Below are 13836 nucleotides of genomic sequence, written 5' to 3' on the forward strand. Positions count from 1 at the left end.
AGATTCTCGATCCGCTTCTGCGACAGGTGGCGGAAGCCGGTCGATTTGTAAGTGCGCATCCGGACGTGATCCTCAAGATGGGCGTCAAGGAGGTGCTATACGAGACCAGGCATATGGGCTGGGGCGTCGACACACGTCTCTATCGCACCGGCGCGGACCTCCGCCAGGCGTTCGTTCCAACGTTTCTAGCCGCCGGGCCGCGCGTGCTGAAGCAGAACCGCGGCAACGGCGGGCAAGGTATCTGGAAGGTCGAACTCGCTTGTACGCCCGCCGGCGGTGCGACCTCGATCAGTGTGCTGGAAGCGAAATCAGGCAGTGTCCCTGAAACGATCGACCCCTCCGACTTCATGTCCCGCTGCGAGAGCTACTTCACCGAGGGTGGCTGCGTCATCGATCAGCCGTTTCAGTCCCGTCTGCCCGAGGGCATGATCCGCTGCTACATGTCTGGAAGCAGGGTCGTGGGCTTCGGACAACAGTTGGTCAAGGCACTGGTGACGCCACCGTCGGGATCTGGTCGGGAGCCACTTCAGCCCGGTCCACGGATCATGCATCCAGCATCCGCGGAAGCGTTTCATACTTTGAGGGCAAGAATGGAAAGCGAGTGGACGCCGGAAATGATGTCGACGCTTGGGATCGAAGCGGCGTCGTTGCCGATCATCTGGGACGCCGATTTCCTTTACGGGCCACCAGACGCTTCAGGCAACGACACCTACGTCCTCTGCGAGATCAACGTCAGCTCCGTCTTCGGCATTCCTGACGAAGCCCCTGCGGAGATTGCACGCGCGATGGCGTCGCGGCTGCGCCGGTCCGCAGTGTAATGCTGTCGCCGGAGCATTGATCCCGGATAGCAACTCATGTATACCTCTGAGGTACGTACATCATGCGCATGCCTCACGGACGGGACGAGCGCTGCGAGGATAGGGTTCAATGGGATTCCGGGAGGGGATCATGACGGGTTTACAACTCAATCCAGATTTTGCCATCGCCGATGAGCAGTCGCTTCGGGCGCTGTTCGAGCCGACCCACGCTCTGGCAATCGTGAAGTGTCAGAATTCGCTTGGCGAGCACGCGCAGGAATTCGTTCGGCGCTCGCCATTCTTCTGCATCGGCACGCAGAGTTCGGAGGGAAAGGCCGACGTCAGTCCTCGCGGCGACCCTCCGGGGTTCGTCAAGGTTCTTGACGAGCGCACCCTGGCAATCCCGGATCGACCCGGCAACAATCGTCTTGATACCTTAAGCAACATCATCGCCAACCCGAATGTCGGGCTCTTGTTTCTTGTCCCCGGTTTCGACGACACGTTGCGCGTCAACGGGCGGGCAAGTCTGACCAATGATCCTCAGCTGTTGACGAGCATGAGCGTCGCCGATCGTCTCCCGAAACTCGCCATCATCGTCAACGTCAGCGAAGTCTTCATGCATTGCGCCAAGGCGTTCAGACGGTCCCACCTGTGGAGCCCGGATCATTTCCAGGACCGCACGGAGATGCCCTCGCTGATAAAGATCATTCTGGATGAGACGACAGGGGCGCCGAAGGATGGGGATGAAATGCGAAAGATGGACGAAGACCTGGAGCAAGCCTACCGAAGGACACTTTACTAGCTGCCCCGGCGCCGGCAGAAGCGGGCGATGGCGACCTTCCAACAGGGTGGCGACTCATTGCGGATGGGCGCCATGTCTCCGCCGCCTCAAACTCGCCCTGAACTTCAGAACGCCGCTCCCCGCCCATTCCGACGCGTTGTGCCTTTCGCAGAAGTCTCAGATCGCGGTCTGCATGAGATAAGGAGATTTTTCGACGGGAACCCGCGCGACGATCTTCATCACCAGCGTGGGAGCGACATCAGGAACAGAGCTCACTCGTCCGTCTTTGTAGAGCACCCGCAAGACGCAGGTCTCGCTGTCATACTCAAGTTCGGCGATCGTCTTTGAATGGACCAGAAATTGCATCTTCAGCTGCCTCCTGCACTGCAGCATGACCAAATGAAAACAACCGACCGCCGCCCACCCTGGAGGGGCAATGCTTGATCGGCACGAAAACTCTTTGTCACTTCGGCGCCGGCGCTGTCCGAAACGCGATCCAGAAGACAACGCGTCCCGCCAAATCGTGCCGGCGAAGTCGTGAAGAAATCTAGTAAAATCCACCATCGAAATCGCGTGAAATCAGCGTGACACACGCTCCGCGACTATACGTGACGCGAGACCACCAGAATAAGATGTGCGTAGCCTCCAGCCCGTTGACGGACGTGGCATGAGCTCTGCGAGGCCCACCGCCGCGATCGTCGGCTGAAGGTGAGCATCAGAGCACGGTCTCCGACCGCTTGACTCCGGCACGCGACCCAAGGATCGTCTGCCGATGATCGTTTCGCGCATTCACACCCGCCTCTCGCTTGCCAGGGACCTGGACAGTCTCGGCATTCGCGCGGCGACATTGTCATGGTCCACGCCGCGATGAAGCGGGTGGGGCGGCTGCTCAACGGGCCTGATGTACTGATCGAAGCGCTTCGCGACGCCGTAGGCCCCACCGGCACCATCGTCGCCTATACCGACTGGAACGGTGCTTATGATGCGTTGCTGGATGAAAATGGCCGCGTCCCGCCGGAATGGCGCGCCCATATCGCGCCCTTCGATCCGGCTGTTTCCCGCGCTGCCCGCGACAATGGCGTGCTCGCCGAATTTGTTCGGACGACACCGGGGGCAAGACGCAGCGGCAATCCGGGCGCCTCGGTCGCGGCGATCGGCGCGCGCGCGGATTGGCTCACCGCCGACCACCCGCTCGATTACGGCTATGGAGAGACATCGCCGCTCGCCAAGCTGGTGGCGGCTGGCGGCAAGGTTCTGATGGCCGGAGCTCCGCTCGACACCATGACCCTGCTCCACCATGCAGAACACCTGGCGCGAATTCCGAACAAGCGCCTGCGCCGCTACGAGGCGCCCTTAGCCACATCGGCCGGCGTGGTGTGGCGCATGCTGGAACAGTTCGACACAAGCGACCCGGTCGTGCCAGGCCTTGACGACGATTATTTCGGCGTGATCGTGCGGGCGTTTCTGGCAAGCGGGCAGGGTGCGCAGGGCCTGGTCGGAGACGCAGGATCGGTCCTGGTCGACGCGGCCGCGATCTGCAGCTTCGCTGTCGCATGGCTGGAGCATCATGTTCGGCTTGAAGGCTGAGCGGCTAAGCCGCGCGTCAGACGTGCTTCAGAACAGGCGGTCGACACATCGCTCGGTCTCCCACGTCCTGAGGAAATTCGCCTGCCTTGCAATCCAGCCGACCGTCTCGCTTCCCCATTTCTGGGTCCGGCTGGCATACTGGCCGATCAGCCAGATTGGCGGACGATGCGAACCGATGGGCGGCTTCGACGTCGTCTGGCGTTCAGGGATTGACCCAGCGGGAGGAGGTCAGCGCGCCCAGATGGTCGTAGGCAAAGACTGCGCGCCGGTTGTCGGCGTGGCGCAGCTGGAACCAGTCCAGCGTCTCGGCTCGGAATAGCAGCACCCCGAAGAAGGCCTGTCCATCGGCGTCTGCGGCCGTACTCTCGCTTGCCGGCCGTTCGCCGATTGCGTCGCCCGGCGGCCCGCCCATATAGGTGCTGCGCGTCGATCGCGGCAGCAGGCTCCAGGCTTCAGTCGCGCATTCGCTTGCCGGGCCATTGAGTTCGGCCGATCCCTGCAGGCGAAGCTACAGTTTCGGTTGCGGGCCATAGCCGAGGATGGTGACCAAAGGGTTGGCCGATATTTCCTGCCATTTCGGGCTTCTGACATCCGTATGGATTTCCAGCAGGCGTCGCGCCACATCCACGCGCCTCAGCACCACCATGCGGGTTTGCGGCCGGCCGCCGGCGTCGACCGAACAGAGGTTCAGGTAGCGGAAGGCCGACTGCGGATCGGCGGCGGCAGCTTCCAGCTCGGCCCAGGCCGATGCACCTCGGCGAGGGTCACTGTGTCGCCTCCGCCTCAGCCTTCTTTATCTCGCCGGCCTTGACGTTCCAGTTGAAGCACATCGCTGTTCTCCTTGGTATTGAGAGCGATCCTGTCAGACGGACCGGGTAAGGCCGCCGTCGATCCTGAGGCTCTGGCCGGTAATATAGCCTGCCCCTTCAGAAACCAGGAAGGAAATTGTCGCCGCCACCTCGGCGCTGGTGCCGTAGCGCTTCATCGGCACGCTGTCGCGGCGCTCCTCCGTCGCCGGCAGGCTGTCGATCCAGCCTGGCAGCACATTGTTGATGCGGATGCCGTCGCCCGCATAGGTATCGGCATAAATCTTGGTGTAGGCGGCAAGCCCGGCGCGGAAGACGGCCGAGGTCGGGAACATCGCCGACGGTTCGGACACCCAAGCAGTGGAGATATTGACGATTGCGCCCGACTTCTGCGCCTGCATGATCGGCGTGACCAGCCGCACGGGACGGACCACGTTCATGAAATAAATGTCCATGCCCGCATGCCACTGTTCGTCGGTGACCTCGGTGATCGGCGCACGGGGACCGTGACCTGCGCTGTTGACGAGGACGTCGACACGGCCCCACTTTTCCATGCATGCGTCGACCAGGCGCTTGAGGTCGTCGTTCGACTGGTTCGAGCCGGTGACGCCGATGCCGCCGAGTTCGGTGGCAAGCGCCTCGCCCTTGCCTGACGAGGACAGGATGGCGATCTTGAAGCCATCGGCCGCCAGCCGCTTGGCGGCTTCCGCACCCATGCCACTGCCGCCAGCCGTGATGATCGCTACCTTTTCTACTGCCATCGTCGCTCTCCCTACTCGGTTTGCACCCATTGCCGGGCGTCGATCCCTCCGATACCATGGGCTCAAAGCGAGAGCGAACCAGTTTTCGTGAAATATCCCAGTAGAAAAACTATCGAATGTCCATGCTGATCGGCAATCTTCCCTCCCTCAACGGCCTCAAGGCCTTCGACGTGGCGGCGCGTCATCTGAACTTCCGGCTCGCGGCCGAAGAGCTCGGCGTCACCCAGGGAGCCGTCGCCCAGCACGTGCGAGGGCTTGAGGCGGAACTCGGGGTGACATTGTTCGAGCGCCTGCCGAAGTCATTGGCGCTGACGGGCGAGGGGAGAAGCTACGTCGCCGATGTCAGGCGCGCCTTCGAACTGCTCGCAAACGCGACGGCAAACCTGAAACCTCAGCCGGTCAAACTGGTGGTCAGCACGACGCCGACCTTCGCCTCGAGATGGCTGATCCCGCGTCTTCCGGACTTCACCTCGATGCATCCCGATCTCGATCTCCACATCCTGGCGACGGACCGCATTTCCAGCTTCCAGGCAGACGGCGTCGATCTCGCCGTCCGATACGGCAGCCCTCCCTTCGGTCCCGGCCTCGCCGCCGAACTGCTGTTCGAGCAGGAGATCATTGCCATCTGCAATCCAAGCCTCGTCGCCGAGGGAGCCGAGCCCAAGAATGCAGAAGAGCTCTCGCACTACACGCTCCTTCACGATGCCCATAATTCCTGGCCCGAATATATCGATCGCTTCCTCGGCGGCGGCGATGCCACGCTGTTTCGGGGCATCAGCTTCTCGCAGACATCGCACGCGATCGAAGCTGCAATCGCCGGACAGGGCATCGCCACGGCAACCCGCGCTTTCGTCTCGACCGACATCGAGGCGGGCCGGCTGAGGCAGGTCTTCGACGGCGCCCTCAAAACGCGCTCGCACTTTTATCTGGTGAAGCCGCGATATCGGAAGTCGCAAGCGGTCGAAAAGCTTCAGGACTGGCTGCGCTCGCAAGTCCAAGCCTGATAGTCGGACAGCCATCGCTCAAGGAATGGACCAATTGCGACAGGTTTGAGCCGATTGCGGTTATGTGAATCCATTGCGGCCTGAGGTTGTATTTTGAGGTGGGATGATTAAATAAGCGGATAGCGGAAGGAGGATACAGGTGGCGCTATTAAGGTACATTTCAATCTTTGCAGCGGCCTACTTTCTGGTGGCGCTCATAAGCATGGTGATTTTTGGAGAGCCGCGGTGGGGAGGTTGCCTTATACTTCTGCTGTTCGCCGAGTTTTCCCGTCTCTTTACCGTGTGGTTCAACTTCGCTTTGCGCGGAAAATAGCACCAACGTTATGGCAGCTTTGGGCCGAGTGCAGCCGTTGCGAGCTTCTGCTTCGCGCTCCAAGCGATCATTGCCCCGGGACGAGTTTTGCTTAGACTGGCCAAACTGATCGTTTTTGAAGTTGGACGGCATCTATGATTTCTCTGAAAGGTGCTGGCGTGCGATTGAGACCCGCTTCGCCTGATGATGCCGAGGCTCGGTTTTCGTTGGGAACGGACGCCGACATTTCGAGAATGTTCGGAGTGAGCCAGACAGATGTAAAACCAATCACGAGAGATGCAGCCGGCCTTATCTTGGTGAATTCGATTATGTTCGTTAGGGATAGCGATATCTTCACCGGACTATATCGATGCCTCAGGATTTGCCCGCCTCGCAACCTAAGTCTCAAAATCTCCCCGTCGCCTTTGCAGGCGGAGGAATTATCGGTGCGCTCGGTGGGTTGATTGGTCTTGGAGGCGCGGAATTCCGGTTGCCTCTACTGATCGGATTGTTCAATTTTGCGGCTCTTGAGGCGGTCATCCTCAACAAGGCCATGAGCCTTGTCGTTGTTGCCACCGCGCTCCCGTTCCGTACTGCGACAGTGCCTTTCAGCACGATCGCCGAGAACTGGCCGATCGTCGTCAACCTGCTCGCTGGGAGCCTGCTCGGCGCCTGGTTTGGCGCGGGATGGGCAACCCGCCTGAAGTCGGAAACCCTCTACAAGGTGATTGCCGCCATCCTGATCGCGATCGCCGTCGTCCTGATCCTTGGCCACGACGCGGCAGCCGACCAGGCGCTTCTGACCGGCGTTGCCCAGATGATCGCAGGCGTGGTGGCGGGCTTCATCATCGGGATCGTGGCATCCCTGCTCGGTGTGGCGGGCGGAGAGCTGTTGATCCCGACGCTGGTCCTGCTTTTCGGGGCGGATATCAAACTGGCCGGAAGCCTCTCCCTCGCCGTAAGCCTGCCCACCATGCTGGTCGGGTTCACCCGCTACAGCCGCGACCAGAGTTTTTCGGTCCTTGGCCGCAACAAGACCTTCCTGCTGGTCATGGCGGGGGGCTCAATCGTCGGTACCTTTGCCGGCGGCCTCTTGCTTGGCATAGTGCCTAACGCCTTCCTCCTGCCAGCCCTGGCGGCAATCCTGCTGATCTCAGCGGTAAAGGTTTGGCGACACAACTAACTCAATGACGAGCGCGAAAATAGTGACTCTTGTCAGCTCATTCGAACGTCCTTGTTGCGACTGCCTTTGCGCGGTTTGGATCGAATGAGGAAAAGAACATGGATTTGGATGGAAAACGAATAGTTGTCGTCGGTGGTAGCCGCGGGTTGGGCTTCGGAATGGCCGAGGCGTTTGTCGCGCGCGCAGCTAAAGTGACCGTCGTGGCTCGCGACGCGACGGCGTTGCGAGCGCTGGGGGAGCAACTCGCCGTCACGACTGTGTCTGCTGACGCGACCAGCGCCGACGCCGCGAAGAGGATCATGTCAGAAACACGACCTGATGTCGTCATCATGAACGCCGGCGCGGAACCGCCCATGGAACGGATCGACCGTGTTGGCTGGGAGGCGTTCACGACCAACTGGAACGTCGACGTGAAGGCCGCCCTGCATTGGGTCCAGGCCGCTTTGACCTTGCCGATGGCGCCGGGCGGGCTGGTCGTTCTCGTTTCCAGCGGAGCCGCGGTGCAGGGCTCGCCGCTATCGGGAGGCTATGCAGGAGCAAAACGGGCGCAGTGGTTCATTGCAAAATATGCTGAGGGCTTGTCGACCCAGCTCGGCCTGGGCCTGCGTTTCCGGGTTATTGTTCCCCGGCAGATGTTTGCAGGAACCGGCGTGGGCAACGCCGGAATGTCCGCCTATGCTGCGGCGGCGGGCCGGACATTCGCCGAACAGGCCGCTACCTGGCCGGACATGACACCGCGTGGCTTTGGCGATACGGTAGCCGAACTGATCGGCAAGACGGCGCTGGAAGAGGCTATGATCTACGCCGTGCGTGGAGATACAGGCGTGACGGTCATCGAATGATGGATGAAGCTGCCCTCGAAGCAGAAGCGAAGAACACACTCTACGCGGCGCTGGCCAAGGAGGCGGATGCAGTTCGCCCGGAACTGCATCGCTATGCCGCCCGATTGGTCGGCTCGGTGATCGACGGCGAGGACGTGATACAGGACGCGTTGGTCAGTGCGTTCGCGATGGTCGGCTCGATCTCGTCCGGCACGCCGCTGCGACCCTGGCTGTTTCGCATTGTTCATAATCGCGCCATTGATGCGCTGCGCCAGCGAAGTACCCGCCGGTCGGAGCCGCTGGAGACGGCCTTTGATCTGGCGGATGTCGGTGCTGTTGATCCGGAGGATGCACTGATAAGGCAGGACACTGTGCGGATTGCCTTAGCTCACTTTGCCAAATTGCCGGTGCCGCAGCGTAGCGCGGTGATCCTCAGGGATGTGCTGGGAGAGCCGATCGCAGACATCGCCGCGCTATTGGGCCTGAGTATCGATGCTGTCAAAGCCCATCTCTCACGTGGTCGGGCAGGATTGCGATCCATCTCCGAGAGAGAGTCCGAAGTTCCGCAGCCCCCAAGTGCCGAGGTTCTGAATTTCGCAGCGCTCTTCAATGCGAGGGATTGGACGGCCCTGCGCAGCCTGCTTGCCGAGGATGTTCGGCTTCGTCAGGCACGGCGCCCGCAGGTCTCCGGTGCGGCGAACGTTGGCCGGTTCTTTTCCTATTATGCGGACTATCCGCGGGTCTGGATCGAACCGGCTTGTCTGGAGGGCAGGGAAATATTGCTGGTCTCGGCTGCGCCGTCCGCTGCCCCTGCTTACTTCATGCTGCTTGAATGGAGGGATCAAAAGATAACACTGATCCGCGACCAACGTCATTGAGGACGCGGCTGTGACGCGGGCTGCATCGCAACGCGAATATTAGGCCAGGCGCTCTCACGGCTCGTGTTGGCGCACGGGTCGTCGCGTCAAAGCAATGTACCTGCACCAGGAGTGGGCGAAGGTCGAAGTGATCGCCCAGCTCCGGGTCTGCTCCTCCGATCCTCCGGGACGAGCAGAACTGAATTCAAAACAGGCGGTCGACACATCGCTCGGTCTCCCACGTCTTGAGGAAATTCGCCTGCCTGGCAATCCAGCCGACAGTCTCGCTTCCCCATTCCTGGGCCCGGCTGGCGTATTCGCCCATCAGCCAGATGTGGCGGACGATCACAAAGCGGTGGGCGGCTTCGAAGTCGTCTGGTCTTATCGGCCGGACCGCCCGATAGGCATCGACGAAGGCGTCCCACATTTCGGTCGACCTCCGGCCGAAGGATATTTGCGCCCACAGGAACACCGACAAGTCGTAAGCGAGGTATCCCGGACCGCCGTCATCGAAGTCGAAAAAGACGGCTTCGCCGGCGTCGTTGATCCGCGCATTGGAGCCGTGACAGTCACCATGGCAATAAGTGCATGTCAGATCGGCGAAGGCTTCGATCGCCTGTGCGGTCCGCGCCGCGATGTCTTCAAGATCGCTGCGGACCTCGGCGTCTTCCACGACGCCGCTATCGACTATTCGCGCGAGCGGCCGATGCAGCAAGTGTTCGAGGTCGAGCCGATAGAGGGATCCGTCCGGCTGGAATGTCTCGGCGGCGTTGTGCATCAGCGCAAGAGTCGTCCCGTTGGCCCGCGCATCGCCGGCATCCGCCGTATCCGGCCTGCGGCCGTCTATCGCCGGGAAGAGCACGGCCTGACGCACGCCCTCCGGCGCATGCCCCTCAAGGAACAAGCTGCCCTCGCGGGTCGGGATCGGCGCGGCGACGGGAACGCCCGCTTGCGAGAGATGCGCCAGGAAAGCCGCTTCGGTCTTGACGTCGGCTGGGCCGCGCGCCCGGCGATGGGAAAGCCGGAACACGTAACGCTCGCTGTTGCTCCCGAGGGCCAGATACACATCGTTCAAGCCGCGTTGAAGCAACCGGCAGGAAACCGGCCCGGCAAGCGGAAAATGCTGATGGATGAACTGTTCGATATCCGCAACCTGCGGCGTCGAATAGAGCGGATTAAAATCGAGCATGGGCGCTGTACCATCGGGCTTTGCTGGCAGGCTGCTTCCGCGGTGAAAGATCATGAAGGCGGTGGCGGCCGCAGGCACGTACTATTGCAATGAGCTGCTGGATAGGCTGAATGGCGCTATTAATAAAACCAAGAGATGAAAAACAAAATGCAGGCTTCGCGATTTTTGAAAGAAAACTCTATTTCGATTTCTGTCCTTTCCATCATTTTCGGTCTGTCTGGATGTGTCACCACTCAAGACGGTGTCGCTATTTCCGAGGATCACAGCCGGGCTCTGAGTGGAGAGCGGACAAAGATGGGTCAGTCCTACAATCTGAATGAAGACTGCACGGCTGCAACTATAGCCAATATAATATTGGTGGAAGGCCCGGCGCATGGTTCGGTTGAATTCGTCAAAGAGAATATTTATTCGAATTACAGAGATGGCGTCCGCAATAAATGCAATTCCAGGAAATCTCTCGGCGTGTCGGAATACTATACATCCAACAGCGGCTATTCTGGACGTGACATGTACAAGGTGAGGGTGTCCTACGGGGAGGGGACCATCAAGGACGTCACCGTCAACATCAATGTGATCAAGAACTAAAGTCGCTGGCAGAGCTGGGCTTATGTGGCTTTCTCAATAATATCGTCGCGAAGTAGGGTTGAGTCTCCTTCCGCTCGACCGGTTGCGGTCATAAACAGGCTCACCTACGATTGCAGAGGCGGTGAGCCTGTTCGCTACGGTCGGAGGGATGGGATGAAATTTATGCTTCCGGCAGTCTGCGCCCTGATTTCCGTTTTCGTCGCAGCGACGAGCGCTCACGCGTGCGCAGTACCTCGACCATTTTTTTCTGAGCTGTTCGACGCTGACGTGATCGTTCGGGGCAATTTCCGGGACTACGAAGTTTTGGAACCGGGCCATGAGGCGCGGGTGACCCTCGAAATACTGGAGACCCTGAAGGGGAGCGTTCAACAGGGTCCATTGTCTTTCAATTGGACACGAAGCGGGCTTGCGGACCAGTGGAGGGGGCCGAACGACGTGATTGTTGCGCTCATGCGATCGAACCCGGATAACCGCGAAAACTATGAAATCATGCGCGGCTGCCGGGTGCAGGGAATCTACCGGACGGACAAATACAAAGAGCTCGTGATGGGGATCATAGCCAGAAGCGCTCGTTGATCTGCTGCCGTCCGCTGTTGGTGCTTCCGCGCATTGGATAGGCTGCTGAGATCGCGGATGCCGCATTTTTCAACATTCGCGGCGCAGTGCTGACCAGGCCAGCTTTTCTCCGTGGCGCGGAGACCATAAAGGCGGACGCGGCGCACGCTGTGACTAACGAGTTCCAAATCGTTCGATAAGCATCTCAGTGAGGGTTCGCACTTTTCGAGAGGGATACTGGCCGGGCGGCCTCACGACGAAGATGCCGGCTGGCGGAATTGGATGACGCGTCATGATTGGCACCAGTGCACCTGCACGAATATGGTCCGCGACAAGCGGTTCTGGCAGATAGGCGATCCCAACTCCATCCAGAGCGGCCGCTACGAGGGACATTGCGTTATCAGCTATGAAGCGTCCCTGGGGACGCACCGTGACAATCTCGTCGCCATCCATGAATTGCCACTTCTCGGCGTCCCGCATAACGACTTGGTGATTGACAATCTCGTCCGGTGTTTCGGGGGCGCCGTGAGCCTCGATGTAGGCAGGACTTGCAACCAGCTTGCCAAAGATCGGTCCGATACGTCTTGCGACGAGGTTCGAGTCCGGCAGATGCCCCAGCCGGATTGCGCAATCAAAACCCTCTCCCACGAGATCTACGAAGCGGTCAGTATAGGAAGAAAGGATTTGCAGTTGCGGGTGTCGGCTAGCCATCTGGGAGAGGACGGGAGCAAAATAGGTCGGACCAAATGACAGGGGCGCGGCCACGCGCATGCGGCCTCGAAGCTCACCGGCGGGCAGGATCGTTTCGCGCACCACATCGAAGTCAGCAGAAACCCGTGCTGCGTAATCTCTGAATGTAAAACCTGCTTCCGTGAGCGCTATGCCACGGGTCGTCCTTGCAAATAGCTGTGCGCCGAGTTCCGCCTCAAGCCTGGTGATCCGCCGGCTGACCATCGACTTGGAGATGCCCAGTCGCAGCGCTGCAGACGATACTCCGCCCGCATCAGCAACTTCGACAAATATTCTGAGGTCCTCAAGTTCCACAAAGCGTTCCTTATTTTGCAACACGGCTTCACACGACCGAGGGCTACCAAGGCGAAGAGGAGAATGACAACTTCGCTGCGGCTGACTCTCCCGTGGGGGCATCCTCGCGACCTGCCTCACGAACCGCCGATATAGGATTTATTCCATAGGCTATCTAACGGCTTCAACTCACTTCTTCGTCCATCGCACGCATCCGTAAGCGCCGGCTTGCGCATGACCGTTCATAAAAGTCATTCGAACGAGGGTAAAATGATCAGAAAAATATTCATCGCGGTTGTGACAAGTTTTTCCTTCTCTGCGGTTCAGGCACAAACGACGCAGGAACAGCCCGGTGCTGACCTGATCATTTTCAACGCAAAAATCTTCACCGGCAACCGTGCTCAGCCCGAAGCTTCGGCTTTGGCCATCAAGGAAGGCCGCATTTATTCCGTAGGCTCAGATGCGGACATTCTCGGTCTGACAAATTTGGAGACCAGGGTGATTGACGCGCGCAGCCGCCGGCTCATCCCCGGCATCATCGATGCTCATACGCACGTCCTCAACGACATGGCTTACAACTACAATGTAAGATGGGATGGCGTGCCGACATTGCGTCGCGCGTTGACCATGCTCAGCGAGCAGGCCGCACGCACGCCGGAGGGCCAATGGGTCAAGGTAATCGGAGGCTGGTCCCCCTACCAGTTCGAGGAGAACCGCTTTCCCACGCTGGGCGAACTGCACGAGGCCGTGCCCGATCGCCCCATGATCGTGCAATATGCCTACAACCGCGCCTTCCTGAACAAGCAGGCGATGGAGGCGCTTGGCGTGGGCACCGATCGGTTCCCGAAGTTGCCGGACACCGAATTCGAAAAGGACAGCCGCGGCAACCCGACCGGTGTGGTCCACGGCTATACCTGGTTGTTTCTCGCGCTTGAGAGCATGGTGCCGCAGCCCACGTTCGACGAAGAAGTGAGTTCGTTGATCTATAGCATTCACGGTCTGAACCGGTTCGGCGTGACCTCGATCATCGATAACGGCGGCAGGTGGCCATACCCGGAGGCCCAGGCGAGGGTACACGTGCTTGCACGAGACAACCGCCTCAATGTGCGCATGCCCTTTGTGGACTTGCAACTCGGCGACGGCGGGCCGGTAAACATGGTGGATCTGGAACTCGAGGCGATCACGAAAACGGCGCCGATAAGTCCAGGACAAAACCTGCACCCCACCCTGGCACATGGCCATGAATATCGAGGGGCCGGGGAGGTTCTGAGCGGGGAAGTGCACGATCATGAGAACTTCGACCGTCCGGCGGTCATCATCGCGCCCGAGAAGATGCGACGCTTCGTCGAGCAGGATGTGATGAAGCTGGTCCGGCGGCGTATCCCGTTTCGCATGCACGTCAGCTACAACGAGAACATCTCTCCCTTTCTCGACGCTCTGGAGAAGGTGGACGAAACGATCCCGCTCGATGGCCTGAAATGGAGTCTCGAGCACGCTGAGACCATCAATCCGGAGAACATCGATCGGGTGAAAAAGCTGGGTGGCGGCATTGCCCTGGATGCCAAAATGGCGCTGCACGGCGATGGTTTCATCAA

Annotated in this window: 13 protein-coding genes and 3 pseudogenes; 10 read left to right on the forward strand and 6 right to left on the reverse strand. The window is 59.9% G+C overall.

All coding sequences use genetic code 11. The features are described from left to right. Window positions 1–818, forward strand: an 818-nt coding sequence (locus tag FY112_RS06705; RefSeq protein ID WP_151518030.1) for a Cj0069 family protein, incomplete at its 5' end; no start/stop codon positions are given. A gap of 130 nt (window positions 819–948) precedes the next feature. Continuing rightward, window positions 949–1599, forward strand: coding sequence for a pyridoxamine 5'-phosphate oxidase family protein (locus FY112_RS06710; protein ID WP_151518031.1), 651 nt, complete (start codon window positions 949–951; stop codon window positions 1597–1599). A 156-nt stretch (window positions 1600–1755) separates the two neighbouring features. Here the strand turns inward: FY112_RS06710 and FY112_RS06715 are convergent, their stop codons facing one another. Then, on the reverse strand, window positions 1756–1944 hold the full coding sequence (locus FY112_RS06715) for a hypothetical protein (protein WP_017959409.1): 189 nt from the start codon (window positions 1942–1944) through the stop codon (window positions 1756–1758). 406 nt (window positions 1945–2350) lie between these two features. Here FY112_RS06715 and aac(3) point away from each other — a divergent pair. Beyond that, window positions 2351–3165, forward strand: a pseudogene (gene aac(3) / locus FY112_RS06720) (aminoglycoside 3-N-acetyltransferase). Between the two features lie 202 nt (window positions 3166–3367). Here the strand turns inward: aac(3) and FY112_RS06725 are convergent. Further along, a pseudogene (locus FY112_RS06725) lies at window positions 3368–3952 on the reverse strand (pyridoxamine 5'-phosphate oxidase family protein). A gap of 75 nt (window positions 3953–4027) precedes the next feature. Beyond that, entirely contained in the window at window positions 4028–4732 is a 705-nt protein-coding gene (locus tag FY112_RS06730) for an SDR family oxidoreductase (protein WP_151518032.1), read from the reverse strand. 116 nt (window positions 4733–4848) lie between these two features. On the opposite strand from FY112_RS06730, the gene FY112_RS06735 reads away from it, so the two are divergent. Further along, complete coding sequence (locus tag FY112_RS06735) at window positions 4849–5736, forward strand: LysR substrate-binding domain-containing protein (RefSeq protein ID WP_151518033.1); 888 nt, start codon at window positions 4849–4851, stop codon at window positions 5734–5736. 160 nt (window positions 5737–5896) lie between these two features. Here the strand turns inward: FY112_RS06735 and FY112_RS36635 are convergent, their stop codons facing one another. Then, on the reverse strand, window positions 5897–6181 hold the full coding sequence (locus tag FY112_RS36635; RefSeq protein ID WP_165507549.1) for a hypothetical protein: 285 nt from the start codon (window positions 6179–6181) through the stop codon (window positions 5897–5899). 217 nt (window positions 6182–6398) lie between these two features. Between FY112_RS36635 and FY112_RS06745 the strand changes: the two genes are divergently transcribed. The 3 genes and pseudogenes from FY112_RS06745 (at window position 6399) to FY112_RS06755 (ending at window position 8953) form a co-directional block, all read left to right on the forward strand. Then, window positions 6399–7211 (forward strand): sulfite exporter TauE/SafE family protein, encoded by an 813-nt coding sequence (locus FY112_RS06745; protein ID WP_151518034.1) that lies wholly within the window; start codon window positions 6399–6401, stop codon window positions 7209–7211. 98 nt (window positions 7212–7309) lie between these two features. Further along, window positions 7310–8053, forward strand: coding sequence for an SDR family NAD(P)-dependent oxidoreductase (locus FY112_RS06750; RefSeq protein ID WP_151518035.1), 744 nt, complete (start codon window positions 7310–7312; stop codon window positions 8051–8053). Then, window positions 8050–8953, forward strand: a pseudogene (locus FY112_RS06755) (RNA polymerase sigma factor). The gene FY112_RS06750 and the pseudogene FY112_RS06755 overlap by 4 nt, the downstream one beginning before the upstream one ends. Window positions 8954–9094: 141 nt before the next feature. On the opposite strand, the gene FY112_RS06760 reads toward FY112_RS06755, so the two are convergent. Continuing rightward, entirely contained in the window at window positions 9095–10078 is a 984-nt protein-coding gene (locus FY112_RS06760; protein WP_151518037.1) for a phosphotransferase, read from the reverse strand. Between the two features lie 147 nt (window positions 10079–10225). On the opposite strand from FY112_RS06760, the gene FY112_RS06765 reads away from it, so the two are divergent. Next, a complete protein-coding gene (locus tag FY112_RS06765) occupies window positions 10226–10663 on the forward strand; it encodes a hypothetical protein (RefSeq protein ID WP_181018173.1) in 438 nt (145 codons plus the stop codon). Window positions 10664–10816: 153 nt separating this feature from the next. Next, window positions 10817–11239, forward strand: coding sequence for a hypothetical protein (locus FY112_RS37480; RefSeq protein ID WP_245514907.1), 423 nt, complete (start codon window positions 10817–10819; stop codon window positions 11237–11239). A gap of 153 nt (window positions 11240–11392) precedes the next feature. On the opposite strand, the gene FY112_RS06775 is transcribed toward FY112_RS37480, so the two are convergent. Next, window positions 11393–12262 (reverse strand): LysR family transcriptional regulator, encoded by an 870-nt coding sequence (locus FY112_RS06775; RefSeq protein WP_131630328.1) that lies wholly within the window; start codon window positions 12260–12262, stop codon window positions 11393–11395. 249 nt (window positions 12263–12511) lie between these two features. Between FY112_RS06775 and FY112_RS06780 the strand changes: the two genes are divergently transcribed. After that, a partial coding sequence (locus FY112_RS06780) for an amidohydrolase family protein (protein WP_151518038.1) occupies window positions 12512–13836 on the forward strand: 1325 nt, incomplete at its 3' end.

Source organism: Rhizobium sp. PEPV16 (genome assembly GCF_008919455.1).
In the GTDB taxonomy this organism is placed as follows: Bacteria; Pseudomonadota; Alphaproteobacteria; order Rhizobiales; family Rhizobiaceae; genus Rhizobium; species Rhizobium leguminosarum_Q.

What these genes read in the sequence shown, in the direction of transcription:
- FY112_RS37480 (WP_245514907.1), top strand. Translation starts at nt 10,817, where the DNA reads ATGAAATTTATGCTTCCGGCAGTCTGCGCCCTGATTTCCGTTTTCGTC.
- FY112_RS06765 (WP_181018173.1), top strand. Translation starts at nt 10,226, where the DNA reads ATGCAGGCTTCGCGATTTTTGAAAGAAAACTCTATTTCGATTTCTGTC.
- FY112_RS06745 (WP_151518034.1), top strand. Translation starts at nt 6,399, where the DNA reads ATGCCTCAGGATTTGCCCGCCTCGCAACCTAAGTCTCAAAATCTCCCC.
- FY112_RS36635 (WP_165507549.1), bottom strand. Translation starts at nt 6,181, where the DNA reads ATGCCGTCCAACTTCAAAAACGATCAGTTTGGCCAGTCTAAGCAAAAC.
- FY112_RS06750 (WP_151518035.1), top strand. Translation starts at nt 7,310, where the DNA reads ATGGATTTGGATGGAAAACGAATAGTTGTCGTCGGTGGTAGCCGCGGG.
- FY112_RS06735 (WP_151518033.1), top strand. Translation starts at nt 4,849, where the DNA reads ATGTCCATGCTGATCGGCAATCTTCCCTCCCTCAACGGCCTCAAGGCC.
- FY112_RS06760 (WP_151518037.1), bottom strand. Translation starts at nt 10,078, where the DNA reads ATGCTCGATTTTAATCCGCTCTATTCGACGCCGCAGGTTGCGGATATC.
- FY112_RS06730 (WP_151518032.1), bottom strand. Translation starts at nt 4,732, where the DNA reads ATGGCAGTAGAAAAGGTAGCGATCATCACGGCTGGCGGCAGTGGCATG.
- FY112_RS06715 (WP_017959409.1), bottom strand. Translation starts at nt 1,944, where the DNA reads ATGCAATTTCTGGTCCATTCAAAGACGATCGCCGAACTTGAGTATGAC.
- FY112_RS06710 (WP_151518031.1), top strand. Translation starts at nt 949, where the DNA reads ATGACGGGTTTACAACTCAATCCAGATTTTGCCATCGCCGATGAGCAG.